At 73.8% G+C, this 24,879-nt stretch carries 22 protein-coding genes, 1 tRNA gene and 2 pseudogenes; 13 read left to right on the top strand and 12 right to left on the bottom strand.

Annotated elements, in window-relative coordinates; translation table 11 throughout:
• Positions 1-31 precede the first annotated feature (31 nt).
• The 3 genes from LZF96_RS14705 to LZF96_RS14695 form a co-directional block, all read right to left on the bottom strand.
• Entirely contained in the window at positions 32-475 is a 444-nt protein-coding gene (locus LZF96_RS14705; protein WP_374203236.1) for a hypothetical protein, read from the bottom strand.
• Entirely contained in the window at positions 472-672 is a 201-nt protein-coding gene (locus LZF96_RS14700) for a hypothetical protein (protein WP_233871494.1), read from the bottom strand. The genes LZF96_RS14705 and LZF96_RS14700 overlap by 4 nt, the downstream gene beginning before the upstream one ends.
• Positions 673-743: 71 nt before the next feature.
• Entirely contained in the window at positions 744-1,139 is a 396-nt protein-coding gene (locus tag LZF96_RS14695) for a hypothetical protein (protein ID WP_233871492.1), read from the bottom strand.
• Positions 1,140-1,285: 146 nt separating this feature from the next.
• Between LZF96_RS14695 and LZF96_RS14690 the strand changes: the two genes are divergently transcribed.
• The 7 genes from LZF96_RS14690 (at position 1,286) to LZF96_RS14660 (ending at position 9,928) form a co-directional block, all read left to right on the top strand.
• Positions 1,286-2,116: a helix-turn-helix transcriptional regulator gene (locus LZF96_RS14690; RefSeq protein ID WP_233871488.1), complete on the top strand. Its 831-nt coding sequence runs from the start codon at positions 1,286-1,288 to the stop codon at positions 2,114-2,116.
• Positions 2,113-2,337, top strand: a complete 225-nt coding sequence (locus LZF96_RS14685; RefSeq protein WP_233871485.1) for a DUF397 domain-containing protein — start codon at positions 2,113-2,115, stop codon at positions 2,335-2,337. The genes LZF96_RS14690 and LZF96_RS14685 overlap by 4 nt, the downstream gene beginning before the upstream one ends.
• A gap of 428 nt (positions 2,338-2,765) precedes the next feature.
• A complete protein-coding gene (locus LZF96_RS14680) occupies positions 2,766-3,923 on the top strand; it encodes a DUF475 domain-containing protein (protein WP_233871482.1) in 1,158 nt (385 codons plus the stop codon).
• A 160-nt stretch (positions 3,924-4,083) separates the two neighbouring features.
• On the top strand, positions 4,084-4,836 hold the full coding sequence (locus tag LZF96_RS14675; RefSeq protein WP_233871473.1) for a Tellurium resistance: 753 nt from the start codon (positions 4,084-4,086) through the stop codon (positions 4,834-4,836).
• Between the two features lie 315 nt (positions 4,837-5,151).
• A complete protein-coding gene (locus LZF96_RS14670) occupies positions 5,152-6,318 on the top strand; it encodes an HpcH/HpaI aldolase/citrate lyase family protein (RefSeq protein ID WP_233871470.1) in 1,167 nt (388 codons plus the stop codon).
• A 38-nt stretch (positions 6,319-6,356) separates the two neighbouring features.
• The gene (locus LZF96_RS14665) at positions 6,357-9,005 is read left to right on the top strand and encodes a phosphoribosyltransferase (RefSeq protein WP_233871467.1); all 2,649 of its coding nucleotides are present in this window, start codon (positions 6,357-6,359) and stop codon (positions 9,003-9,005) included.
• 68 nt (positions 9,006-9,073) lie between these two features.
• The gene (locus LZF96_RS14660) at positions 9,074-9,928 is read left to right on the top strand and encodes an HAD family hydrolase (protein ID WP_308294207.1); all 855 of its coding nucleotides are present in this window, start codon (positions 9,074-9,076) and stop codon (positions 9,926-9,928) included.
• Here the strand turns inward: LZF96_RS14660 and LZF96_RS14655 are convergent.
• The 3 genes from LZF96_RS14655 to LZF96_RS14645 form a co-directional block, all read right to left on the bottom strand.
• Positions 9,822-10,457, bottom strand: coding sequence for a DUF4383 domain-containing protein (locus LZF96_RS14655; RefSeq protein ID WP_233871597.1), 636 nt, complete (start codon positions 10,455-10,457; stop codon positions 9,822-9,824). The genes LZF96_RS14660 and LZF96_RS14655 overlap by 107 nt on opposite strands.
• A 240-nt stretch (positions 10,458-10,697) precedes the next feature.
• Positions 10,698-10,922: a zinc ribbon domain-containing protein gene (locus tag LZF96_RS14650; RefSeq protein WP_233871466.1), complete on the bottom strand. Its 225-nt coding sequence runs from the start codon at positions 10,920-10,922 to the stop codon at positions 10,698-10,700.
• A gap of 60 nt (positions 10,923-10,982) precedes the next feature.
• Positions 10,983-12,326, bottom strand: coding sequence for a hypothetical protein (locus tag LZF96_RS14645; protein ID WP_233871465.1), 1,344 nt, complete (start codon positions 12,324-12,326; stop codon positions 10,983-10,985).
• A gap of 286 nt (positions 12,327-12,612) precedes the next feature.
• Between LZF96_RS14645 and LZF96_RS14640 the strand changes: the two genes are divergently transcribed.
• Positions 12,613-12,684, top strand: a tRNA-Val gene (locus tag LZF96_RS14640).
• Between the two features lie 161 nt (positions 12,685-12,845).
• Here the strand turns inward: LZF96_RS14640 and LZF96_RS14635 are convergent.
• The 3 genes from LZF96_RS14635 to LZF96_RS14625 all read right to left on the bottom strand — a co-directional run bounded on the left by LZF96_RS14635 (position 12,846) and on the right by LZF96_RS14625 (position 15,380).
• Entirely contained in the window at positions 12,846-13,490 is a 645-nt protein-coding gene (locus tag LZF96_RS14635; RefSeq protein ID WP_233871460.1) for a DedA family protein, read from the bottom strand.
• A 497-nt stretch (positions 13,491-13,987) separates the two neighbouring features.
• Positions 13,988-14,521, bottom strand: a complete 534-nt coding sequence (locus tag LZF96_RS14630) for a TetR/AcrR family transcriptional regulator (protein ID WP_233871595.1) — start codon at positions 14,519-14,521, stop codon at positions 13,988-13,990.
• Between the two features lie 22 nt (positions 14,522-14,543).
• Positions 14,544-15,380 (bottom strand): alpha/beta fold hydrolase, encoded by an 837-nt coding sequence (locus LZF96_RS14625; RefSeq protein ID WP_233871457.1) that lies wholly within the window; start codon positions 15,378-15,380, stop codon positions 14,544-14,546.
• A gap of 688 nt (positions 15,381-16,068) precedes the next feature.
• On the opposite strand from LZF96_RS14625, the gene LZF96_RS14620 reads away from it, so the two are divergent.
• The gene (locus LZF96_RS14620; protein ID WP_233871456.1) at positions 16,069-16,650 is read left to right on the top strand and encodes a TMEM165/GDT1 family protein; all 582 of its coding nucleotides are present in this window, start codon (positions 16,069-16,071) and stop codon (positions 16,648-16,650) included.
• A gap of 251 nt (positions 16,651-16,901) precedes the next feature.
• Here LZF96_RS14620 and LZF96_RS14615 read toward each other — a convergent pair whose 3' ends face one another.
• On the bottom strand, positions 16,902-17,591 hold the full coding sequence (locus LZF96_RS14615; RefSeq protein WP_308294206.1) for an HAD-IA family hydrolase: 690 nt from the start codon (positions 17,589-17,591) through the stop codon (positions 16,902-16,904).
• A 500-nt stretch (positions 17,592-18,091) separates the two neighbouring features.
• Positions 18,092-18,597, bottom strand: a pseudogene (locus tag LZF96_RS14610) (MFS transporter); the annotation flags it as partial.
• Positions 18,598-18,960: 363 nt separating this feature from the next.
• Between LZF96_RS14610 and LZF96_RS27050 the strand changes: the two are divergent.
• Positions 18,961-20,046 carry a peptidoglycan-binding domain-containing protein gene (locus LZF96_RS27050; protein WP_233871453.1) on the top strand — a complete coding sequence of 362 codons (1,086 nt, stop codon included), beginning with the start codon at positions 18,961-18,963 and terminating at the stop codon, positions 20,044-20,046.
• Between the two features lie 340 nt (positions 20,047-20,386).
• On the opposite strand, the gene LZF96_RS14600 is transcribed toward LZF96_RS27050, so the two are convergent.
• On the bottom strand, positions 20,387-21,004 hold the full coding sequence (locus tag LZF96_RS14600) for a TetR family transcriptional regulator (RefSeq protein WP_233871452.1): 618 nt from the start codon (positions 21,002-21,004) through the stop codon (positions 20,387-20,389).
• Positions 21,005-21,501: 497 nt separating this feature from the next.
• Here LZF96_RS14600 and LZF96_RS14595 point away from each other — a divergent pair, with 497 nt between their 5' ends.
• The 3 genes and pseudogenes from LZF96_RS14595 to LZF96_RS14585 all read left to right on the top strand — a co-directional run.
• The gene (locus LZF96_RS14595; protein ID WP_233871451.1) at positions 21,502-22,815 is read left to right on the top strand and encodes a glycosyltransferase family 4 protein; all 1,314 of its coding nucleotides are present in this window, start codon (positions 21,502-21,504) and stop codon (positions 22,813-22,815) included.
• Between the two features lie 115 nt (positions 22,816-22,930).
• Positions 22,931-23,737, top strand: coding sequence for a class I SAM-dependent methyltransferase (locus LZF96_RS14590; protein ID WP_233871449.1), 807 nt, complete (start codon positions 22,931-22,933; stop codon positions 23,735-23,737).
• Positions 23,734-24,810 (top strand): annotated as a pseudogene (locus LZF96_RS14585) (prenyltransferase/squalene oxidase repeat-containing protein); the annotation flags it as partial. The gene LZF96_RS14590 and the pseudogene LZF96_RS14585, both read left to right, overlap by 4 nt.
• Positions 24,811-24,879 lie beyond the last annotated feature (69 nt).

Raw genomic sequence — 24,879 nt, 5'->3', positions numbered from 1 at the left:
CGGTTCCTCCCCGGCAGGGGGCGGGAGTCTGTCAGGCGTGCGCGTACTGCGGTTCCACTAATCTCCAGTCGGTCAGGAAATCGAGAGCGATCGGCCGGCATGACAGGGAGTAATGGACATCCGCGTCACACCACCCCCATACGCGGTCCGGGCCGCCCGCGTTGACGCTGATGTGCCGACCGTTCACCAGGGCGGCCAACTGCACGTCCTGAAACCGGAGATCGGCCGCCCATTCGCGGAAGATCCGCCCGGGGTTCGGCCCGTGCGGGCCGACCTGCCGCAGACTGCCCGGCGGGAACGGGCCACAGTCGGGCATCGGGTCCAGGGCATCGGCCAGGCGGCGGGCCTGACTCCGCATCCATCGCAGCGCCAAGCGGGGCGTGCCGGCCCGGTAGCCGCCGAGTATCCATTCCCCCTCGGCCTCGGGACTACGGGCCACCGTTTCGCACCAGTAGCCGTCATGGACCGCCGTCACATCCACCCCCCGGGGACCAGTCGGTAGGGGTGGGTCTTCACCAGGCGGTAGGTGAAGTGCTCACGGTTCGCCTCGCGGTGCTGGCGTACCCATCCGGCCGCCGACCGTCGCGCGACCTCCCGCGAACCGGGCGCGTGCTGCCGGGGCAGTTCTACGGCCGGGCTGGACTCCTCGCATACGGCACACTGCATCGCCACCGTGGGAGGCTCCGCGTCCGGTTCCGAGCCCGCCGCAACGGCGAACCGGCGCACCCCGTACATCTCCCGCATCACTGCCCCCTCAACAGGTTGAAGTGATCCGTGATGCGCGCGTTCAGCGCCTCGTGCCGCGCGTTCAGCTCCGCCAGGGTGGGGGCCGCGTCATCGGCCGCCGTCTCGGTGTCGTCCTGCTCCGTGGCGGGCACCTGGGGCTGTTCCGTCACCGTGCCACCCCCACAGCCGCACCGGAGAGCGACGGCCAGGGCGCGGGCCGTCGCCACGTCGCAGCAGCCCAACTCGATACAGGGCGGCGAAGCGGGCCGCCGCTCGCCACCCGGGCCAAGGTCCACCCCGAGCGACGGCAGCGTGAGCCCCAGGGCGCCAAGCGCGTCCTCCAGGTCGTCCCAGACCTTCTCGGCGTCCTCGATCTCATCGTCTGCCGCCTGGGCCTTCGCTGCCGTCGTCATGCTCGCCACTCCGTACGCCGTCTTGTTCATCCCCTTGCGGGGCGGGTGTTTACGTTGTGTACTCCCACCATCACCGGGGAGCCGTGCGTTCAACAGACGGCCAGCCTGGACAGCCCCAACTGTCCAAAGAACTCCAGGGACTTCGTATGACCATCGAAGCCGTGTCCGACGAAGCGTCAGACCCCAGTGCCTCGCCCCTCAAGCACTTCGGGAACGAAGTCAGGCTTGAGCGTGAGCGTCTGGGCATGTCACGTGCTGACCTCGGCAAGGAAGCCCACTGCGGCTACTCGCTCGTCGCCAAGATCGAATGCGGCGACAGAGTGCCGCCCCTGACCTTCGCCGAAGCGTGCGACCGGGTGTTCCCACACTCCAACGGCAGGTTCGTCCGGCTCTGGCCGCTGGTCATCAGGTACGCCTACCCGCCGTGGTTTCGGCCGTACGTGGATCTGGAGCAGAAGGCAACCATGGTGAGGATGTTCAACCCGAAGCTTCTACCGGGGATCGTCCAGACCCGGGACTACGCTGAGGCGGTCTTGCGCACCGCCCGACCGACCAACCTTGAAGACCTCGTTACGGCCCGAATCGAGCGGCAACGCATCCTCAGCAGGGAGGACAACCCCGCTCGCCTGTGGCTTGTACTCAACGAGGCGGCCCTCCGAAACCCAGTGGCAGAGTCACAGATTATGCGGATCCAACTGGATCACTTGCGTGATCTGGCGGAGACTCCCCGTCATCGAGTCCAGATTGTTCCTGAGCGCAAGGTCAACAACCTCGTAGTGAGCCCGTTCGGTCTCCTGTCCTTCAACGAGGGTGCCGACGTGGTGCACGTAGACGGGTTCCCCCGGGGCTACGTGCTGGCGGAACCTGACGACGTGGCGGAAGCTCAGGAAGCCTATGATCTGCTCGTGGCCATGGCCGCGCCGCCGGACGAAACCGCAGAGCTGATCCAATCCATTGCGAAGGACTGTTACTCATGACGCACGCCGACCTTCCCGAAAACACGGACTGGACAAGCTCCTCCTACAGCCAGAGCAACGGCGGTGAGTGCATCGAGTGGGCGCCGAAGCACGCTGCGGCGCATGGCGTGGTCCCCGTCCGCGACAGCAAGGACCCCCAGCGGGCCGGTCTCCGGGTCTCGCCCGCAGGCTGGGCCGGGTTCGTCACTGCGGTGAAAAACGGCGACCTGGGCGCGGTCTGAGCCGTTCGTCCGGACCGTCCACCAACGATCACGCGGGGAGTCTCCGGGAGCGCGGGGCTCCCCGTTCTGGTGAGCACCGAGTCAGCACGGTACTCACCAGCACACGGAAACACCCGGGTACCACTCCGGAGAGTGATCGACGTACATCGGCCCTGAGCTGCACGTTTGGTGCTCCTGACCTGGGGTGGTATACGTCGGCGGATGTAGCGTCCAGGACTACGGCGTCAACGTCTGACCGTCCGGGGCCGGGGTCCTCCCGGTATCCGCCCCGGTCGGGGATCCGACGTCGCCGTCCCCCCCACCAACCGACACGGCCCGCCGGGCCACGACACGCGCCCGCTCCGGGTCGAGGAGCCGGGCGCGCTGCCGGTCGCGGCGGTCGCGGCCGATCCGCGTCCGCTTCCCTCGCAGGAGAAACGGGAAAGCAAGTGATTCTGAGAACCTTCGGCTGGTCCTTCGCGGTGACCGGCCTGGGCCTGGCGACGGCCTATTACTTCTGGGGCTGGACCGGCTTCGCGGTCGTGGCGATCCTGTCGATCCTGGAGATCTCCCTCTCCTTCGACAACGCCGTCGTCAACGCCGGGATCCTGAAGAAGATGAACGCCTTCTGGCAGCGCATCTTCCTCACGATCGGCATTCTCATCGCCGTGTTCGGCATGCGGCTGGTGTTCCCGGTGGCCATCGTCGCCGTCACCGCCGGGGTGGGGCCGGTGGAAGCGGTGCGGCTGGCGCTCAACGAGCCGGACACCTACCAGGAGATGGTCACCGACGCCCACCCGTCCATCGCGGCGTTCGGCGGCATGTTCCTCCTGATGATCTTCCTCAACTTCATCTTCGCCGAGCGCCACGTCACCTGGCTCGGCTGGCTGGAGCGTCCGCTCGCCAAGCTCGGGAAGATCGACTCCTTCGCGGTCGGTGTCGCCCTGGCCGCCCTGCTGACCAGTGCCACCGTCTTCGCGGGCCAGGCCTACCAGCACGGCGGCACGTACGCGGACAAGACCTCCACGGTGCTCGTCGCCGGCCTCGCCGGTGTGCTGACCCACCTCCTGGTCGGCGGCCTGTCGGGGTACTTCGAGAACCGCCTGGAGGAGGACGACGAGCGGGCCGCCGAGGCCGAGGAGGCCGCGCGCCGCGCCGGCCGGGAGCCGAGCACGGTGGGGCTGGCCGGCAAGGCCGCCTTCTTCCTCTTCCTCTACCTCGAGGTCCTGGACGCCTCCTTCTCCTTCGACGGCGTCATCGGCGCCTTCGCCATCACCAACCACATCTTCTGGATGGCGCTGGGCCTGGGCATCGGCGCCATGTACGTCCGCTCCCTGACCATCTACCTGGTGCGCGAGGGGACCCTGGACGAGTACCGCTACCTGGAGCACGGCGCCCACTACGCGATCGGCGCGCTGTCGATCATGCTGCTGGTCTCCATCCGGTACCACATCCCCGAGGTCATCACCGGCACCCTCGGCGTGGGCCTGATCGCCGCCGCCTTCTGGTCCTCGGTGCGCCACAACCGGGTCGACCGCGAGGCGGCCGCCGCCGGCGGGGGCGGCTCGGGGGGCGAGGATCGGCCGGCCGTCCCCGAGCGGGTGTGAGCCGGCGGCGATTGCGGAAACCTCTGGACGGGACGGGCGGTCCGGCGCACGCGCGCACGGCCGACCCGTCCCGTCGGCGCGGGCGCGCGAGCGCCCGGCGGCGGCCCCCGACCCGGGGGCGCCGCGGACCGGTGGACACAGGTGAGGAGCGGGGCGCGCGATGGTCTCGATGTGGGAGAACTGGCGGCGCAGCCGCAAGCCGACGGCGAGATTCGACACCATCGGCGGGGCCTCCAGCTATGCCATCGAACTGACCAAGCGCACCCCGCAGATCTCCCTCACCGGCCAGGACGCCACCCACGGCACCCTGCGGATCGGCCTGTCGTGGAGGATGCGCTCGGCCGACGTCATGAGCAGCACGGGCCACAAGCGGCTCAACGCGCTGCGACACCCGCTGGAACTCTTCAAGCCCGGCGAGGTCGTCGGCCACACCATGGGCCTGGTCGACGTGGACTTCGACCTGGCCTGCCTCTACGAGTTGGAGGACGGCACCAAGGGCGTGGTGCAGCCGCTGGGCAACCTCATAGGAGACTTCGGCGGCCCGCCCTACCTCAAGCTCAGCGGCGACGACCGGTTCGGCAGCGCCTCCGGCGAGACCATCTACGCCAACATGGACCACGCCGACAAGTTCCGGCGACTGCTGATCTTCGTCTACATCTACGACAGCACCCCCGCCTTCGCCCGGGCGGACGTCCTGGTGACCCTGATCACCGCCGACGGCACCCACATCGAGATCGGCCTCACCGACCCCAACCCCTCCGCCCGGTCCTGCGCGGTGGCGCTCATCGAGCGGGAGAAGGGCGAGTTGGTGGCCCGGCGCGAGGTCAAGTACGTCTACGGTTTCCAGTCGGAGATCGACCGGCTCTACGGCTGGGGCCTGGCCTGGGGCCGGGGGACCAAGACCCCCGGCTGACGCCGGGTCGGCCGCCCACCCGGGCCGAGGGCCGGTAGGCGCCCGTGGCTTCCCCGTCCACCGGGCGACGGCGACCCGCCCCGCGGGGACACCGGACGGTTTCCCCGGCCGTTTCCCGTCGCTCCGGCGCGCTCTCGTCACCAAGCGCTCATGGCTCCCGCGCGGTTGGTGTCGTCGGCGCCGGGCGGTCATCCGCACGTGGCCTTTCGTATTTCCGAATCGCCGCTTGTCGCAGCCTGGCCGAAACACATCGGATCGTACGATGAGCCACCGGCATGGCCGGCGAACAGGAGCACGAAGGAAGCGAGAACGAGCATGCGCCACTACGGCTGGCTCACCGATGCGGAACGCCGCACACTGTTCCATCGGGAGCCCGTCGAGTTCGATCTCGACAGCGAGGTGGCCACCCTCGGAACCGCGCTCGGTGCCACCCTGTACATGCCCGCCACCCGCCCCCGTCTCGCCGCGGACATCCGCAAACAGGCCGGTCGCGGCGTGGTCTCCATCGTGCTCTGCCTCGAGGACTCCATCAGCGACGCCGAGGTCCCCGGCGCCGAGGAGAACATCGTGCGCAACCTCGCCCGCCTGCACCGCGAGGCCCCGGCCGGCGAGGTACCCATGATCTTCGTGCGGGTCCGGCACCCCGATCAGATCACCGACCTCACGCTGCGACTCGGGCAGGCCACGGCGTTCCTCGCCGGCTTCGTCCTGCCCAAGTTCACCGCCGGCACCGGCTCCGCCTTTCTCGACGCCCTGACCGCGGCCGAGGTCGTCTCCGACCGCCGACTGCTGGCGATGCCCGTGCTGGAGTCCCCCGAGTTCCTGCATCTGGAGACCCGGGCCCGCTCGCTGGCCGCCACCGCCCGCCTGTTGGACAAGCACCGTGAGCGGATACCCGCCGTGCGGCTCGGCGTGACGGACTTCTGCTCCGCCTACGGCCTGCGCCGCACCCCCGAGATGACCGCCTACGACGTGAAGATCGTCGCCTCGGTCATCTCCGACGTGGTCAACGTCTTCGGCCGCTCGGACGGCACCGGCTACACCATCACCGGCCCCGTGTGGGAGTACTTCCGCCCGCAGGAGCGCCTCTTCCGGCCCCAGTTGCGCACCAGCCCCTTCAGCGGACGCGGCGAGGAGGACCTGCGCACCCACCTCATCGAGCGGGACATGGACGGCCTGCTGCGGGAGATCGGCCTGGACCGGGCCAACGGCCTGCTCGGCAAAACCTGCATCCATCCCTCGCACGTCCCCGTCGTGCACGCCCTCGCCGTGGTCACGCACGAGGAGTACAGCGACGCCCGCGACATCCTCGCCGCCGGGGTCGAGGGCGGCGGGGTCCTGCGCTCCGCCTACACCAACAAGATGAACGAGGTGAAGCCGCACCGCACCTGGGCGGCACGCACCCTGCGTCGCGCCGAGGTCTTCGGGGTGGCGCGCGAGGACGTGGACGTCGTGGCGCTGCTCGCGGCGGGCCTGCAGTGAGCGCCGATGACGGCGCCGGACATCGGGAGACGCCACACATGACCACCAGCCGCCCCTCCGCCGACACCACCGGGGCGGACGAGGGGACCGCCGGCACGGATCGCGCCCCCGTGCCCGGGCCCGTCGATGTCCTCCCACCGACGGGGAAGTGGGTGGCCCACAGACTCGGGGTCCGCCTGCGCGAGGCACCGCCTTCCCCGGCGGCCGAGGAGGCCGAGCCGGACGCACCCGCCCTGCGCGATCTCCTGGGCCTGGCCGTGCGCCGCAACCCCCGCCGCGCCCACCTGCTGGTCTCCACCGTCCTGGGCAAGCACATCCCCCAGCGCCCGGCGATCGTGCACGGCACCGCCGTCGCCCTCGGGCGACGGGTCCGCGAACTGCTCGGGGACCGGGCCGACGACACCCTGGTCCTGGGATACGCCGAGACCGCCACCGCGCTCGGCCACGGGGTGGCCGACGGCATCGGCGGCGCCGTCTACCTGCACTCCACCCGCCGCGCCGTCCCCGGCATCCCGCCGGCCGGCGGCTTCGAGGAGGAGCACAGCCACCACACCTCGCACCTGCTGCTGCCCGCCGACCCCGACCTGCTCGACGGGACCGGCCCGCTGGTCCTCGTGGACGACGAACTCTCCACCGGACGCACCCTGCGCAACACCATCACCGTGCTGCACGCCCGCCGGCCCCGCGACCTGTGGGTCGTGGTGACCCTCACCGACCTGCGGGCCCCGGCCGACGTGGCCGCCCTGGAGAAGACCGCCGCCGAACTCGGCACCCGGATCGAGGTCGTGGCCCTGGCCCGGGGGACCGTCGAACTCCCCGCCGACGTCCTGGAGCGGGGTCGGGCGCTGGTGGCCGGGGAGGAGGCCCGCGCCGCGTCCGCCGGTCCCGTCGGCGACCCCCGTGCCCCCGGTGCCCCGGTGACCGTGCCCGGCATCGTCCGCCGGGTGGATCCGCCCTGGCCCGCCGGACTGCCCGACGGCGGTCGACACGGCTTCACCCCTGCCGACCGCCGCCGACTGGAGGCCCTGCTGCCCTCGATCGTCGCGCCGTTGGCAGACGCCTTGCCGGTCGACGCCCGGCGCGTCCTGGTCCTGGGCACCGAGGAGTTCATGTACGTCCCGCTGCGGATCGCGGGCGCGCTGGAGGACACCTCCCCGACCGGGGAGGGCCCCGAGGTCTTCTTCTCCACCACCACCCGTTCCCCGGTGCTGCCGGTCGACGACCCCGGCTACGCCATCCGCAGCCGGCTCGTCTTCCCCGCCCACGACCTGCCCGGCCCGCCCGCCACGACCACCGAACCCGTCCTCGACGGAGGCGCCGACGGGGACTCCCCGGAGACGATCACCGAACCCCGCTACACCCACAACGTCGCGGCCGGCGAGTGGGACGCGATCCTCGTCGTCACCGACGCGGCCGGCGACACCCCCGCCCTGCACGCCCCCGGCGGACTGCTCGACCGGCTGGCCGCCCACACCCCTCTGGTGCTGGTCGCGCCCCTCCCGGACCGGGTCCCCGCTCCCGGCCGGCCGCTGCCGCAGCCCCTGCACGGACCGGCCTTCTCCTCCTACCCGGCCGAGGACGTGGCCTGGCTGCTCCAGGATCTCTCCGAGGTCCGCCTGGAGGCCCCCACCGAGGAGCGCGAGGAGGCCATCCAGAGCGGTGGCGCCCACTACGCCGAGTCGCTGCCGGTGGAGTACCAGCCGACCCCGGAGTACCAGCGACTTTTCCACAACGCGCTGGCCGCCTCCGCCCACCGGGTCGCGCAGGCGGTGGCCACGGTCACCGACACCCTGCTCGCGGAGCGCTCCCGCCCCCGGCCGGACGGCACCACCGCCCGGCCGGTGCTCGCCTCCCTGGCCCGGGCCGGAACGCCGGTGGGGGTGCTGATGCGGCGCTGGGCCCGTTTGACCCACGACGTGGACCTGCCGCACTACACCCTGTCCATCGTGCGCGGCCGGGGCATCGACACCACCGCGCTGCGCTGGCTGGCCGCCCACCACGACCCGGCCGACGTGGTCTTCGTGGACGGCTGGACCGGCAAGGGCGCCATCACCCGGGAGTTGGAGGAAGCGCTCGACGCGCTCCCCGGCCGGCTGCGTGGGGCCTTCTCCGCCGACCTCGCGGTGCTGGCCGACCCCGGCTCCTGCGTGTCGGTCTTCGGCACCCGGGACGACTTCCTCATCCCCTCGGCCTGCCTGAACTCCACCGTCTCCGGCCTGGTCTCCCGCACCGTGCTGCGCCCCGATCTGATCGGCCCCGACGAGTTCCACGGAGCCAAGCACTACCGGGAACTGGCCGACGCCGATCTCTCCGAGACCTTCGTGACGGCCGTCGCGGCGCACTTCCCGGAGGTGACCCCCGGCCCCATGGACCCCTCCGTGGACCGTACCCCCACCCTGGCCGGCCGGCGCGCGGTGGAACGGATCGGCGAGGAGTACGGCATCGCGGACGTCAACCTGATCAAGCCGGGCGTGGGGGAGACCACCCGGGTCCTGCTGCGCCGGGTGCCGTGGCGGATCGTCGCCCGCCGGGACGCCGGCCCCGACCTGGACCACATCCGGCTGCTGGCCGAGCAGCGCGGGGTACCGGTCGAGGAGGTCGACGACCTCCCGTACCGTTGCCTCGGACTCATCCACCCCCAGTACACCAGGGGCGCCACCGGCGCCGACGGAAAGGCCGCCAGGTGACCGCGACTCCCACCACCGGGATCCCGGACCCCGTACCCACCGCCGTCGCGCCGACGGAGGAGGGCCCGGTGCTCGCAGCCAGTGACCTGGACCGCACCCTGATCTACTCGGCGGCGGCGCTCGCCCTCACCGGGCCGGACGAGGACGCGCCCCGCCTGCTCTGCGTCGAGGTGTACGAGGCCCGCCCGCTCTCCTACCTCACCGAGACCGCCGCGGGCCTCCTGGACGAACTGGGTCGCCGGGCCCACTTCGTGCCGGCGACCACCCGCACCCGCGAGCAGTACCGTCGCGTCGGCCTCCCCGGGCCGCCCCCACGCCACGCCATCTGCGCCAACGGCGGTCACATCCTGGTCGACGGCCGCACCGACCCGGACTGGCACCGCGGGGTGTGCGAGACCCTCGAGGCCCGGTGCGCCCCGCTGGGTGAAGTGGTCGAGCACCTGCGTCGCACCGCCGACCCCGGCTGGCTGCGCAAGCGCCGCACCGCCGAGGACCTGTTCGCCTACCTGGTGGTCGAGCGGGAGACCTTCCCCGACGCATGGGCGGAGGAACTGGCCGCCTGGGCGGCGGAGCGGGGATGGACCGTCTCGGTACAGGGCCGCAAGGTCTACGCGGTCCCGGCACCGCTCACCAAGAGCTCCGCCCTCGCCGAGGTCGCCCGGCGCGTCGGCGCCCGCCATGTCCTGGCCGCCGGGGACTCCCTCCTCGACGCCGACCTGCTGCTCGCCGCGGACACCGGCTGGCGGCCGGGCCACGGCGAGCTGGCGGAGGCGGGGTGGACGGCACCGCACGTCACCGCCCTGTCCGAGCGGGGTGTCAGCTGCGGCGAGCGGATTCTCCGCGAGATGCTTCGGTACGCTCCAGCCGTCGCGCGCCCCGGCCCTCCGGGTCCTTCATCCCCTGCCGCTGCGCCCGGTCCATGAGCTCGCGGCGCCGCTCGGCCTCCTCCTCGCGCTCCTGCGCCCCCTCGGCCTCCTCGGGGTGGCGGCTGCGCCAGTAGGGGTTGTCGTACGGCAGCCGGCCGGTCACCCGGCCGTACATGCCGAACAGCAACAGCAACAGACCGGCGACGAAGCTGAACAGCACGTTCTGGATGGCGAAGTTCAGGATGTTCCAGTCGGTCTCCAGCAGCGCCAGGTTGACGAAGCCGCTGAGCACGAACGCCGCGCCCATGGCGATGTTCAGGTCGGAGGCGAAGTTGCCGCCCTTGATCATCCCGACGAACAGGAGCAGGCCGAAGACGATCGACAACACGCTCAGCGCGCCGTTGGTGCCCAGCCCGAGCACGGTGTTGTTCTCGGTGGTGAAGACCCCCAGGCGCTCGGTGAGGCCCAGGACGCCGAAGAAGATCAGGCCCGCGCCGATCAGGCCGGCGCCGACCCGGTAGATCACGCTCAACCGGTGATCGATGGGGAGTTCCTCGTGGAGTTGGGCGCGACTGCGCCGGAACATGTCCCGCGTCGAGTACCGCCGGGCGTGCCGCGCGCGGTTGAGCGGGCCGGCCGAGTGCGTCGAGTGGGTCGAAGCCATGAACGGCCTCCTCGGGTCACGGACAGAGGGGACATATCTCCGCGTACCCACGAATTCCGTTCCGATGCCCCGGTCCGGCGGTCCGGCGGTCCGGCGGGCCGGGGTGTTCCGCGTGCCCGGGCGTCGCGGGTGCCCCGGCCACCCGGGGCACCCTCTCGGGGGTCAGCCGCAGCAGCCCCCGCCGCAGCACCCGCCCCCGCCGCCCGCCGGGGCGGGAGCGGGGGCACCGGCGGACCCGGCCCGACCGGCGACCGCGACGGTGGACAGCAGCTTGACGGTGTCCTCGTGCCCCACCGGGCACGAGGCGGGCGCACCCGCCTCGGACATCGGCCGGGACACCTCGAAGCGGTCCCCGCAGGACCGGCAGCGGTACTCGTAGCGTGGCATGCGAGCAGGATAAGCCCGGGTCCGGCGCGCGACGCCGGGCACGGGCCGACCCGGGCCGGATCAGCGACCGCCGCCCCGGATGTCCTCCACCACCGCGCCGACGATGTCGCGCACGGCCTTCGTCTCCATCAGGAACCGCCAGTAGTCCGGGTTGCGCCCGCCCCGCTCCATCGCCGCCACCGCGGCGTCCAGCCGTTCCACCGCGCCGTCCAGCCGCTCGGCGTGCCGGGGTTCGGGCACCGCGCGGCCCACCATCGCCAGACGCTGGGCGTCGCGCACCGCGAACCGGGTGCGCTCGACCTCCTTCGTCGCGTCGAAGGAGACCTCGTTGAGCCGGCGCAGCCGGTCGCCTGCTGTGGAGACCAGTTCGTCGGTGCGCGCCAGCAGCGCCTGCGCCTCGGTGATGCCGTTCGCCGCGTCGTCCCACCGCTGTTCGCGCCGGGCCCGCTCCACCCCGTCCAGGGTGCGGCGGGCCCCGGCCACCGCCTCGGCGGCCTCATCCGGTACCCGCTGCAGGTCCTGCCAGCAGGCGGCGCTGAACCGACGGCGCAACTCGCTGAGGGTCGGTCCCACCTGGCCCGCCCGGGTGGTGATCGCCTCGGCGCGGGTTCGCAGCGAGGTCAGTCGCCGCTCCACCTCTTTGGCGCGGCGCGGGAGTTCCGCCAGCCGCTCGCCGATCTCCCCGGCCCGCCGGGTGACCTCCTCGGCGCGGGTGAGGGTCGGCCGCACGCCGTGCCGGGCGGCCCCCTCGTTCAACAGCCGCAACTCCGGCCCCAGGGAGGCGAGATCCGCGGCGGCGGCGTCGGAGTTCAGTCCCGCCTCGCGGGCGGCGTCCAGCGCCAGGGTCGCCTCCAGCAGCGCGCGCTTGGCGCGCTCCACGGCCGGCACCACCCGGGCCAACTCCTTCTCCGCCCGCTCCACCAGGGGCGTCAGGCTGCCGGCGAACCGCTCCAGGTCCTCGCGGACGCGGGTCAACTCGTCCCGCATCCGGGTGAAGTCGTGACGGGCGCGGGCCGCGGTCGTGGCGTCGAGGTCGGCGGCCTCCACGTCGTGGGAGTCCATCAGGGAGATGTACTCGTGGTTCGCCCGGTCGATGCGCTCGGCGAAGGCGGCGTGGTCCGCGAACGCCTTGCGGGCCTGCGGGCCGTCGTCCACCGCGCGGATCGTCTCCAGGGACAACTGCATCCCGCGCTGGGCCAGTTCGAGCTCGTAGAACGCCTCGGCCGTCTCACCCTGCGCGCGGCGCGCCTCCTCCCGCAGGTCCTCCACCCGTCCCCGGCCCCACCGTCGGGTGCCGCCACCGGTGAAGGCGCCGGGAATCACCACCGAGGCGACCACCGACAACGCGGCGGGCAGCAGCAGGGCCGGGCCGATCAGGTTCCTCAGGATGCGTGTCGCCGTCACGTGCTCCCTTTCCCACGGTGTCCCCGTGCGTCTCCCCGTCGTGTCCCGCCCGCCGCGGGGCGGTACCGGTCCGGGGAGATCCCCTCCGGCACCGGGCGGCGCGGAAGGTTGCCCCCACCATTGTTTCACCCGGCGGTCGGGAAGCACACGCCCCCGGCGCGTGGGCGGGACCGTGTGCCGGGGGGCGGCCCCGATCCGTGCCCGGCTCGGGTCCGGTGCTCCACCCCTCGGAAGCGGGTGACCTCCGCCCCCCGGTGGCATGTACCCTGGTCCCGGTTCGTGACCGGGGCGCATAGCTCAGCGGCAGAGCGCTTCCCTTACAAGGAAGATGTCACAGGTTCGATCCCTGTTGCGCCCACCTCGCAGCACACCGCCCGGAGGCCGCCGTGAGCTCGCGGCGGCCTCCGCGGTCGTGTCGGACGTCCGGGTGGGCGACGTGTCCGACGGCCTCGGGTCCTCCCGGATGTCCGCCCCGGGGCAACGGTTCCCGATCACGGCGCGGGGAACGCCGGGAAGTTCTCAGCCGGTTGCGGCGGCCGGTGCCGGGGAGCGGCGGCGGAGCAGGCGGCCGGCGAACGCCCCGGCCAGCAACAGCGCGGCCAGGGACGCCAGCGTGCCGGGCCACCCACCACCCAGCAGGGACACCCCGAGATAGCCCAGCCCCACGCTGTACCCCGCCCACACCACGGCGGCCACCGCCGACCAGGGCAGGAAGTCGCGTTGACGGCGCCGGCTGGCGCCCGCCCCCAGGCTCACCACGGCCCGCCCGGCGGGCGCGAAGCGCGCCACTATCACCAGCGGGCCACCGCCGCGTGCCAGGGCCTCGCCCAACCGCGCCCGGGCCTCGACCAGCCTGCGGGACCGGGAGATGAACCCTTCCAGGCGGCGGCCGCCGTGCAGCGCGACCCGGTAGGCGACCAGGTCACCGACGATCGACGCGCTGGCCGCGCACAGCAGGAGGAGCAGGACCTCGGGGATGTGGGTGCCGGGAACCGGGCCGGGAAGACCGTACGCCTCGGCGGCGGTGCCGGCCGCGATGGCCGCCGCCGCGACCACCAGGGCGCCGCTGGGGAGCAGGGGCAGGAAGACGTCCAGCAGCACGCAGAGCATCACGGCCACGTAGATCCACGGGGCGTACAACAGGATCCCGAAGGTTTCCGGCACAGGCATCTCCCGGGTGCGATCGATCTCACCTGCGGTGTCGTCGGGCCGTTTCCGGAGGGGCGTGCGCCGGCGTTGGGAGCGGCGGCCGGCTCGCGCGGGCCGGGGCAACGCCGTTCCGTCCTACAGCCTATGCCCGGCTCCCCCGGAAGGGGCACGGGGGTGCGCCGGCGGATCCGGAACCGGCCGCTCCGGCACGGGTGGGTGCGCGGCGTCCCGGGGCCCGGAATTCCACCGGGGAACGATGCGGTGGTTCCGGCGGCGGGTCGTGGTCCGGATGGTGTCGCCGGGGCCCGGGGTGGATGGTTCCGTGCGCCCGGGCCCCGGAGCCGGCGGGTTCCGCCCCGACCCCGGGGTGGTGTGGTCGCCCCGGGACCCTCCCCGCCGCCGTCGCGGACGGGCCGGGCGGACGGGGTCGCGGGGGGTGGGGCGCACGCCGTTCCGCAGGGGCGGGAGGAGAGCGCCGGGGACTCGGCGGGCGTCGGCCGGTGGGGCGGCCTCTACATCGAGCGCAGGCCCCGGTCGGTGAAGGTGATCAACCACTCGAAGCTCTCGTCGATGTCGGTACCCCACCGGAAGCCGTTGGCCGTCTGCAACGTGGCGAAGCCGTGGCAGACGCTGCGGAGCATCCGCAGGGCGTGGTCCACGTCGGATTCCCCGATCCCATAGCCGCGCAGGACCGCGGTGAACGCGTCGAGCAGTCGCCGGCCCGCGACGGCCAACGGATCGTCCGGCCCGGACGGTTCCATGCCGATCGTCGCGGCGTACCGGCCGGGGTGTTCCAGGACGAAGCCGCGGAAGGCGCGTGCCGCGGCCGCCAGTGCGTCACGACCCGCGTACCCCCGGACCGCGCCGCCGACGGCGTCGGCGGCCTCGCCCAACGCCAGGGCCGCGATGCGCCGGTTGAGGTCTTCCTGGCCGCTCACGTGCTTGTACAGGGAGGGCGTGCGCACGCCCACCCGCTCGGCGAGCAGGCCCATCGTCAGGTGGGCGAAGCCCACCTCGTCGGCGAGGGCGGCGCCGGCCGCGACCACGGCCGCCGGGTCCAGGCCGGCCCTAGGCACGGGCGGCGTCCGAACGGAGGAAGTCGAGGACGAGTGACACCACCCGGTCGGGGAACTGGTCGTGGGGGTAGTGCCCGGCCCCCTCGATCATCTCGAGTCGGCCGAGGCCGGCCGGCAGGGCGTCGACGATCGCCGAACCCTCGGCGTGCGGGTCGGCCCAGTCGGGGTCGAGCGTGCCCATCACGACCAGGACGGGGCAGCGGACGTCCCCGAGCCGCGCTCCGGCGTCGGTCGGGGCGCTGCGGCCCATGCCCCGCAGGGCCTTCATCCGGCCCGGCTCGCGCAGCAGGGAGTCGACACGGTCGAGTCGTTCGGCCCAGTGGGCCGGTTTCACGCCGGGGTAGGCCAGGTCGAGGTACGAGCGCCAGAGCGGCACGCTGCCGAGAACCCCGGTGCCGAGCAGCCGCAGCATGCCCCGGCGATAGCGCCCCACGCGCAGGTCGCCGAGGCGGATCGACTGCTTGCGGGTGAACGGCGCCAACTCGACGACCGCGCTGATCAACGCGGGCTCCCGCGCCGCGGCGATGGTCGCGGCGCCGCCGGAGAACGAGTGGCCGACGAGGACGGCCGGACCGCCCAGGTGGCGGATGACGGCGAGCAGGTCGCCGGCGACGGCGGTGCGGCTCCAGGTCGGCCAGTCGGTGCCGGACTCACCACAGCCGCGCAGATCGACCGCGGCGACCCGGTGGCCCGCCGCCACCAGTGCCGGGATCACGGCGCGGTACGCGGCACGGCTGTCGCCCATGCCGTGCGCGAGAACGATCAGCGGGCCGGCCCCCGTCACCTCGTAGGCGATCGTGCCGTCGTCGACGGCGAGGTACTCGGTCATGGGGCCTCCCGGGCAAGCTAATGTTATTAGCTATAAGCTAATTTCATTAGCCGTGACTGTCAAGCGGGTGGCTCCGACCCGTCCGGAAGGGGAGGCGAGGCGCCCCGAGAAGGGCCGCCGGCCCGGCCCCGTCCGGAAGGGGCGCCGAGGCTGTGGCCGAGACGGAGTGGGCCAACTCGGCCGCGCCGGGCCCCGGAGGCCGTCGACCCCGATGAGGGGACCGAGGTCGGAGCCGGGCACGGGAGGCTCCGTCCCGTTCCACGGGTCATCGGGTTCTCGGCGGGTCACCGTCCGCGAACCCCCGGGGGCGGCGGGGCGGGTGTCCCCGTCCCGGCGGAGTCGGGGTTCGATGGTGTCCGGTGCGGGAGCCGGGGTCCGCCGATCCGCCCCCCTCGTCCACCCGCCGCACCCCCGGGGCGGGGCCACCCGCCCCGCTTCCGCCGGCGGCGCCCGCGCGGGTAAGGTGGACGGCACTGAAGGGGAGTAGCCCGTCGCCGGCCCGTCGACACACTGGCCCGCCGCTGAAGCGGTGGGCCCGGCGCCCGGGGGCGGAGGGGAACGCGTTTCGCGCGTCCCGTCCGTCGGCGAGACCTTCGGCCGCAGTGTCATCGACGCTGCCGTGCCGAAGCGTGCGCTCCCCGCGGACACCTCGGCGCGGCGCACCAGCCCCGGAAGGACCGAGGAAACCGTGTTCACCCTCTCCGTCGCCGCCGTGACCTTCGGCGTCGTCTTTCTCGCCGAGTTGCCCGACAAGACCGCGCTGGCCGGCCTCCTGCTGGGCACCCGTTTCCGCGCCTCCTACGTCTTCGTCGGCGTGGCCGCCGCGTTCGTGGTGCACGTGGTGTTGGCGGTGGCGGCGGGCAGCGTGCTGACGTTGTTGCCGCAGCGGCCGCTGCAGGCCGTGGTGGGGACCCTGTTCCTGCTCGGGGCCTTTCTGCTGCTGCGCAAGAGCCCCGACGCGGAGGAGCAGGTGCGGGCCCCCGCCGACACCTCCTTCTGGAAGGTCTCCGGTGCGGGCTTCATGCTCATCCTGGTCGCGGAGTTCGGTGACCTGACCCAGATCATGACGGCGAACCTGGCGGCCCGTTACGAGGACCCGCTGTCGGTGGGCCTCGGGGCGGTGCTGGCGCTCTGGGCCGTGGCCGGAATCGGCATCCTCGGCGGCCGGGCGCTGATGCGCCGGGTGCCGTTGCGGCTGATCACCCGGATCGCGGCGACGGTGATGCTGATCATGGCGACCCTCAGCTTCTGGGAGGCGATCACCGGCTGAGGTCGCCGTGCGCGCCCCCGCGGAACGCGTCGCCCGCCCCCGATCCGATCGGGGGGGGGCGACGCCCCGTGTTCGGACGGGACATGCCGTCCGGCGCGCGCACCCGGCGGGGTGGTGGGCGAACGCGCCGGACGGGGTTGATGGGCCGGCCCCGGGCGGGGGCCGGCGGGGGAGCGGGGTCCACCCCGGTACGGGCCCGCCGGCGGTACGTGTCGGTCGGGACCCGGGGGCCGCCTGGCCCCGGCGGGGACTCAGGGGTCGATCAGGATCCGCAGGCCGCCGGTGCCGTCCGGCTCCACCCGTACGCCGGTCAGGTCCGGCACGGCGGGATCGGCCCCGAGCGCGGCGGTGCCGGCGCCGACGCCGATCACCCGCATCCCGGCGGCCAGACCCGCCCGGACCCCGGCGGGGGAGTCCTCGAACACCACGCAGTCGGCCGGTTCCACGCCCAGCGTGGCGGCGGCCTTCAGGAAGCCCTCCGGGTCCGGCTTGCTCGCCCCCACCGACTCGGCGGTGATCCGCGACTCCGGTACGCGCAGCCCGGCGGCCCCCATGCGGGCCGTGGCCAGCGGCAGGTCGGCCGAGGTGACCAGGGCGTGCGGCAGGGGCTCCAGCGCGGCCAAGAGGGCGGCGGCACCGGGGATGGCGACGACACCGTCGAGGTCGGCGGTCTCCAGCTCCAGCAGCCGACGGTTCTCGGCGTGGTTGATCTCCATGGGCCGGTCCGGGAGGAGCTCGGCCATGGTCGAGTACCCCTGGCGGCCGTGGGCCACGGCGATCACCCGCTCCGGGTCCAGATCGTGCTCCCGGGCCCACTCCCGCCACACCCGTTCCACCGCGGCCCCGGAGTCGACGAGGGTGCCGTCCATGTCGAGCAGCACGGCGCGGGCGGTCAGTGCCCGGGGCGCGTGGGCCCCGGACGGGGAGGGGGACTGCGACACGGAAGATCCTCCGAGTGGTGCGGACCCGTCGGTGGGCGACGGGCGGGTGGCGCGGCGGGTCCCGGGCACCGGGAGGCCCGGAGCCGGTGGATCCGCCGGGTCGATCCACGATGACAGAGCGGCCCCGCCCGCTCGTGGTCGGGGTGCGGGCGGAACCACTTTGTTTTTCCACCATACAAAAAGAGGGTCCCCTCGCACCACCCCTCGGGGAACATTCGGCGGAACATTCCCCGAACCCGCGGTGGAATCCCGGCCGGCACCCGGGAATCGACGGCCCCCGTCCGCCGTCGTCGGCCTCTCCGCCCCGCACGCTCCCCGCCCGGCTCCGCCGACCCGCACGGTCACTCCGTCGTCCACCGGTCGCCCGTCCGATCGCCGAGCATCGCCTCCCGGGACGCCACCGGCCGACCGGCGACCTCCGGACCGCCCGACGTCACGGCGAGCGGTCGGCCCCGCCGCTCGATCGGCCCGTCACCCTCCGGCAGTCGCCCCGCGTCGATGACCACCCCAATGACCCGGAACGCCCACCGCCGACCGGGGCCGTCCACGAACAGGCCGCCCAGCAGCGGCCCCGGCACGCTCGTGCTGCCGAGGACCGCGCCGAACAACCCCTGGTGCCGGTCGCGTTCGCGGGGCGGCACCAGGTCTCCCGGGATCGCCTGACAACACCATCAACCCGTCGCCGCCCACGCCCCGCAGCGCGCGGAAACCGATCGACTCCGGCGGATTCCGGGCCGGACCGCACAGCGCCGATCCCACCGGGAAGACCACGATGGCGGTGAGGAGGAGACGCCCGTGGCCGTACCGGTCAACGAGCTTCTCCCACGGCGGTGTCCCGGTGGTGGAGGCGAGCGGATGGGTCGTCACCACCCGTGAAAGGCGGTCCGTGTCGCCCGGTTCGCCGACGATGGTCGGCGGCGGTGGCCACGATCCCCCGGCCCGGCGTGGCGAGGAACACGCCCGTCCACGGCGCGTCCGGTGAGAGCCGCGGCCGGGCGGGAGGCACACCGCCGGCCGCGGCGGGTTCGACACCGGGCGGGTTTTCGGGGAATCCCCCGGTGGGAACGTCGACCCGGGGGTGTTGAAGTACTCCGCCTTCGCGATGAAGGTCACCTTGCGGTCCAACACCACCGGAAGGAGGAAAGAGTCCGATCCGCCGACATGCCCCGCGCCTCCCGGGTCGGTCACGGTGAGGGAAACGCCGATCGGTGCGGGCACTCCGCCCCGGCGGGGAACCGGGGCGGAGGTTCCGTCATGATTCGTCCCATCGTGTCCCGGGAGGGTCTCCGCGTCGCGCCGATCGACCCGGTGTATCCGCCGAATGGGTGTGGCATCATCGCACCGCTGTCGAGTGCCAGGGGAGGGCGCCGTGAACCAGGGGACGTCCTGCACCGGATGCGGCGGAACCACCGACGGGGACGAGCGGGCGGTCTGTGACCGCTGTGCCGCCCGGCCCGCCCCGGCGTCCCCGGCGTCCCCGGCGTCCCCGGCCGGGGATCCGCAGACGGTGGTGATCCGCGCCGTCGCGGTGGTCGCGCCCGGCTCGCCGGCCGGTGTTCCGCAGGAGCGGCTGATCCGCCCGGTGCTCCCGCCGGAGCAGGGGCCGAACCCCGGTGACGTGGCCATGTTCACCGACACCGCTCCGATACCCCGCGTCGTTCCCGGCGAACTCGCCCGCGACTCGCCCGGCGCCGACGCGCCGAACCACGGCGTCATCGAGCGGCGCGTGCCCGCCCCCCTCGTCTACGCGCCCGCCCCGCCGTGGCACGGTGAGGAGGACCGCGCGGCCCACCGCAAGCCCCGCAGCCGGGGCCGGGTGGCCGCCCTGGCGGGTGGTGCCGTCGCCGCGGTCGTCGGCTGCACCGCCGTGGCGGCCTCGCTGATCGGCGGGCGCGCCGCCGGCGACAACGCCGACCGGGACGCCGATCCCGGCCCCAGCATCGCCCTGCCCGACGGTCAGGGCGCCCCCGACGTGGACGAGGAGACGACCGGGCCGGAACCGGCGGAGGAGCTCACCGAGGAGACCACCCCGGTCGAGGCCCCCGTCCCGGAGCCGCTCCCCGTCGAGCCCGAGCCGGTGGAGGAGGAGGCGCCCGTCGTCGAGGAGCCGACCCCCGAGTCGCCGCCCGAGGAGCCCGAGCCGACGGAGGAATCGCCGGTCGACCCCGCCCCTCCGTCGGAGGCGCCCGATCCGGGGGCGGCCCCCGAGGAACCCGGCGTGCTCGCCATGGGGGCCGACGGGCCCGCCGTGCGGGACCTGCAGGAGCGGCTGGGACGCCTCGGCGGACACTTCCGCGTCGACGTGACCGGGAGCTACGACCAGGCCACCTTCGACTCGGTCGCCCGCTTCCAGGACTGGTTCGGGGTCTGGAACCGCCATGAGCGCGGCGTCTACTGCGCGCTGACCCGGGAGCGCCTGGAGGCCGTCACGGACCGGAACCGGGACGGTCGCTGAACCCCGCCCCCGGCGGTTCCGTCGGCCCGGCCGGACGGTCGCCCCGGCTCGGCGCGTCGAACCGCACCGACGCGTCGAACGCCGCGCGGCGTGTCACCCGGGTCGGTGTCGTTCTCCGTGCCGGTGGCACCGACAAACCGGTGCAGGGCGGCCGGATCGGTCGCCCCCACCAGCGCGAACACCACCAACGGAACCCGGCCCGAGACGGTCACCAGCCAGGCCCGACCGCCCCACCGGTCCGGCCGGTGGCGGGCCGTGGACTGCGCCGGTCACCGTAACCGCTGCCCTCCCACCCGGTCCGGGCGCCGGTCCCGCCCGGTCCGGGCGCCGGTCCCGCCCGCTACCCGCCCGACGCGCCCGCCACCAGGCGGCAGGCCGTGCCCAGGTCCCGGTCGGCCTCGGCGGCCGTGGTGTGCCCGGCCAGCCGGTGCATCAGGGTGGAGTGCCAGGTCAGCTGGATCACCCGCATCGCGCTGCGGCGTTCCGGTCCCGGGTCGGCGGGCAGACCGGCGGCGTCCACCAGGATGTCCGTGGTCAGCTCCGACACCGCCCGCACCTCCTCCTGCGCCGAGCCGTCCGCGAACACCAGGGCCCGCATCATCGCCTCCGCCAACCGGGGTTCCCGCTCGTGGGCGCGGAAGGCCCGCCGCAGGGTGCGCAGCAGCCGGTCCGCCGGGTCGGTCTCGGACAGGGGCCGTTCCCGCAACGTCTCGCGCAGCAACTCCAACTGGTCCAGCAGGACCCCCAGCAAGAGATGGATCTTGGAGGGGAAGTAACGGTAGAGGGTGCCCAACGCCACGCCGGATGCCTCGGCGACCTCCCGCATCTGCACCGCCTCGAAACCACCGCTCGAGGCCAGCCGGGTCGCGGCGTCCAGGATGCGACGACGGCGCTCGCGCTGTCGCTCGGTGCGCGGCGGGGCGACCCGGGAGCTCCCGGCGGGCGGCTGTGTCGTCATGGGCGGTCCGGGGACACCGGCGCGCCGAACCGCGTCGGCGGCGGGGACCCCCTCACTCCTCTCGGTCCCGGCCCGGGCTCCGGGGCGCCGGGATGCGGCCATGGTGACATCCTCCCGGGCCGGGGCCCGGGATTCCCGCCCGCTCCCACCCGGGCCGTACGGGTCGCTTCGGGTGGGTTCCCCCTCGACGCGTCGGGGAACCGGGACCCCGGGGCGAGCGCGGGGGGCCGGGTGGGAGCGGGACCCGGCCGTCGGGGGCCGGACGGGTGTCGATGACAATGGTGCCCGACGGCCCCGGTCCGCCGGGGACCCCGCGCCCGGGGTCGGGCCCGGGGGTCGCCCGCGTGGCGCGCGTCACGCCCCGGCCCGGCGGTGACCGGGAAGGGGCAGGCTATCGTCTTCGTACTCGTCGGTAGCCCGGCCGGCGCGGCGGACCCCCGCTTCCGCCGGCCCCGGGACGGAGGCGCTCCGGCGCACGCGGACGGAAGGGAGCCGGAGTGGCCACGCACGCGGAGGGGGACCACCCCCTGCGGATCGCCCTGCTCAGTTACAAGGGCAACCCCTGGTGCGGCGGGCAGGGGGTGTACGTGCGGCACCTCTCCCGCGAACTGACCGCCCTCGGCCACCGGGTCGAGGTGATCGGAGGCCAGCCCTACCCGGTCCTGGACCCCGGTGTCGCGCTCACCGAGCTGCCGAGCCTGGACCTGTACCGCGATCCGGACCCCTTCCGCACCCCCCGGGCCGGGGAGTTCCGCGACTGGATCGACGCCCTGGAGTTCGCGATGATGCGCACCGGCGGCTTCCCCGAGCCGCTGACCTTCTCCCTGCGCGCCCGCCGGCTGCTCGCCGCCCGCCGCGGCGACTTCGATGTCGTCCACGACAACCAGACCCTCGGCTACGGCCTGATGGGCGCGGCCCCCGGCCCCGGCCCCGGCCCCGACGCGGCGCCGCCGCAGGTCACCACGATCCACCACCCGATCACCGTGGACCGACGCCTGGAGTTGGCCGCCGCCCCCGGCCTCGGCCGCCGGTTGTCGCTGCGCCGCTGGTACGCCTTCACCCGGATGCAGAAGCGGGTCGCCCGCCGGTTGGAGACCGTGCTGACGGTCTCCCACACCTCCCGCACCGAGATCATCGAGGACCTCGGCGTGCGGCCCCACCGCATCCACGTCGTGCCCATCGGGGCCGACTCCCGGGTCTTCCGTCCCGATCCCGCCGAGCCGGTGGTGCCCGGCCGCATCGTCACCACCTCCAGCGCCGACGTGCCGCTGAAGGGCCTGGTCCACCTGGTGGAGGCGCTGGCCAAGCTGCGCACCGAGCATCCCGCCGCGCACCTGGTGGTCGTCGGCACCCGTCCCGGGCGCGGGCCGGTCGCCGAGGCGCTGGAGCGCTTCGGCCTGGAGGGCGCGGTGGAGTTCGTCAAGGGCATCGACGACGAGGAGTTGGCCCGTCTGATCCGCGGCGCCCGGGTCGCCTGCGTGCCCTCGCTGTACGAGGGGTTCTCGCTGCCCGCCGCCGAGGCGATGGCCACCGGCACCCCGTTGGTCGCCACCACCGGCGGGGCGGTGCCCGAGGTCTCCGGCCCCGACGGGGAGACCTGCCTGGCGGTGCCGCCCGGCGATGCCGGGGCCCTGGCGGTGGCCATCGGCCGGCTGCTGACGGACGACGAACTGTGCGCGCGGATCGGCGCGGCGGGGCGCGAGCGGGTGCTGGGCCGTTTCACCTGGGAACGTGCCGCCCACTCCACCGTCGAGCACTACCGGACGGCGATCGCCGCGCGCGGGCCCCGGGCTGCCGGGACCCGCCGGTGACCGGCCGCCTCCGCGCGCTTCCCCGGCCCGCCCGGGACCGGCGGCGCCTCCCGGACACGCCGCGCGTCCCGGACGATGTGAACGAACCGAGCAACCCGAGCAAGGAGTCGACCGCGTGCTGACCGTGGACTTCACCCGTTTCCCGCTCGCCCCCGGCGACCGGGTGCTGGACCTGGGCTGTGGCGCGGGCCGGCACGCCTTCGAGTGTTACCGGCGCGGCGCCCGGGTCGTGGCGCTGGACCGCAACGCCGAGGAGATCCGGGAGGTCGACCGCTGGTTCGCCGCCATGCGGGAGGCCGGGGAGGCGCCCGCCGGGGCCTCGGCCACGGCGATCGAGGGCGACGCCCTCGCCCTGCCCTTCCCCGACGAGAGCTTCGACGTCGTCATCATCTCCGAGGTCATGGAGCACATCCCCGACGACACCGGGGTGCTCGCCGAGATGGTCCGCGTCCTGCGACCGGGCGGCCGGATCGCGGTCACCGTCCCCCGCTACGGGCCGGAACGCGTCTGCTGGGCGCTCTCCGACGAGTACCACGAGGTGGAGGGCGGGCACATCCGCATCTACCGGGCCCCGGAGTTGCTGCGCAAGATCCGCGCCGCCGGCCTGCGCCCGTACGGCACCCACCACGCGCACGCGCTGCACTCGCCGTACTGGTGGCTCAAGTGCGCCTTCGGCGTGAACAACGACCGCGCGCTGCCCGTCCGGGCGTACCACAAGCTGCTGGTCTGGGACATCATGAAGAAGCCGCTGGCCACCCGGATAGCCGAGCGGACCCTGGACCCCCTCATCGGCAAGAGCTTCGTCGCCTACGCCGTCAAACCCCGCACCGCCCCCACACCCCGCACCGCTCCCGCGCGTCCCGCGGCGGGCCGGACCGGCACCGACGCGGCCGACCCGGCGGGCGCGGCGGCCGGCGCGTGAGGGCGGTCGAGGGCCTCCCCGACCGTATCGGGCGACTCGCGCTCCCCGGCGTGCTCGGCTCGGAGGAGGCCGCCCGCACCGCCGCCGGGATCGCCGCCCTGCAACGCCCCGACGGAGCCATCCCCTGGTTCCGCGGCCACCACCTCGACCCGTGGGACCACGTCGAGGCGGCCATGGCGCTGGACACCGCCGGCGAACACGACCGCGCGGCCGCCGCCTACCGGTGGCTCGCCCGCCACCAGTTGCCCGACGGCTCCTGGTACGCCGCCTACGCGGACGGGGACCCCGAACGGGTCACCGATCGGGTCCGGGAGAGCAACTTCTGCGCCTATCCGGCGGTCGGGGTGCTGCACCACCACCTGAGCACCGGGGACGAGGCCTTCCGCCGCGAGATGTGGCCGATGGTGTCCGCCGCCGTCGACTTCGTGCTCGGGCTGGCCCGGGAGGACGGCGGGATCGGCTGGAAGCGCGAGGAGGACGGCACCGCCGTTCGCGACGCCCTGCTCACCGGCTGCTCCTCCATCCACCAGGCCCTGCGGTGCGCCCTGCGCCTGGCCGAGTTGGAGGGGGAGGCCCGCCCCGAGTGGGAGTTGGCGGCCGGCGCGCTGGGGCACGCCGTGCGCCGGCACCCCGAGCGTTTCCTGGACAAGTCCCGCTACTCGATGGACTGGTACTACCCGGTCCTGGGCGGCGCCGTCACCGGCGAGGAGGCCCGGCGTCGACTGGCCTCGCGCTGGGACGAGTTCGTGGTACCCGATCTGGGAGTGCGCTGCGTGGTGCCCAACCCCTGGGTCACCGGCGGGGAGAGCGCGGAACTGGCGCTCGCGCTGTGGATCGCGGGCGAGCCGGAGCGCGCGGAGGAGATCCTGCGCGCCATCGGGCACCTGCGCACCCCCGACGGGCTCTACTGGACCGGCCGGGTCTACACCGACCGGGTGGTGTGGCCCGAGGAGTTGACCTCCTGGACGGCCGGCGCGGTGCTGCTGGCGGTGGCCGCCCTCGCCGGTGATCCCGCCACCCGGGCGGTCTTCGGCGGCGCCGACCTGCCGCACGGCCCGCTGCCCGACTGCTGCCCGGACGAGCCGCCCGACCCGCCGGTGCTGCCCGCCCCCCGGGGACACCGACCGGACGACGCGTCCGGG

It is taken from the genome of Streptomyces sp. ST2-7A (genome assembly GCF_021390475.1).
In the GTDB taxonomy this organism is placed as follows: domain Bacteria; phylum Actinomycetota; class Actinomycetes; order Streptomycetales; family Streptomycetaceae; genus Streptomyces.
The sequence above is the reverse complement of the archived record's forward strand: the minus strand, read 5'-3'. Positions and strand labels throughout refer to the sequence as shown.

Bases quoted from the DNA above. Each gene is read 5' to 3' on its own strand.
- LZF96_RS14665 (WP_233871467.1), top strand. From the start codon at position 6,357: ATGACCACCAGCCGCCCCTCCGCCGACACCACCGGGGCGGACGAGGGG.
- LZF96_RS14655 (WP_233871597.1), bottom strand. From the start codon at position 10,457: ATGTTCCGGCGCAGTCGCGCCCAACTCCACGAGGAACTCCCCATCGAT.
- LZF96_RS14685 (WP_233871485.1), top strand. From the start codon at position 2,113: ATGACGCACGCCGACCTTCCCGAAAACACGGACTGGACAAGCTCCTCC.
- LZF96_RS14675 (WP_233871473.1), top strand. From the start codon at position 4,084: ATGGTCTCGATGTGGGAGAACTGGCGGCGCAGCCGCAAGCCGACGGCG.
- LZF96_RS14600 (WP_233871452.1), bottom strand. From the start codon at position 21,004: ATGACGACACAGCCGCCCGCCGGGAGCTCCCGGGTCGCCCCGCCGCGC.
- LZF96_RS14625 (WP_233871457.1), bottom strand. From the start codon at position 15,380: ATGACCGAGTACCTCGCCGTCGACGACGGCACGATCGCCTACGAGGTG.
- LZF96_RS14690 (WP_233871488.1), top strand. From the start codon at position 1,286: ATGACCATCGAAGCCGTGTCCGACGAAGCGTCAGACCCCAGTGCCTCG.
- LZF96_RS14670 (WP_233871470.1), top strand. From the start codon at position 5,152: ATGCGCCACTACGGCTGGCTCACCGATGCGGAACGCCGCACACTGTTC.
- LZF96_RS14695 (WP_233871492.1), bottom strand. From the start codon at position 1,139: ATGACGACGGCAGCGAAGGCCCAGGCGGCAGACGATGAGATCGAGGAC.
- LZF96_RS14650 (WP_233871466.1), bottom strand. From the start codon at position 10,922: ATGCCACGCTACGAGTACCGCTGCCGGTCCTGCGGGGACCGCTTCGAG.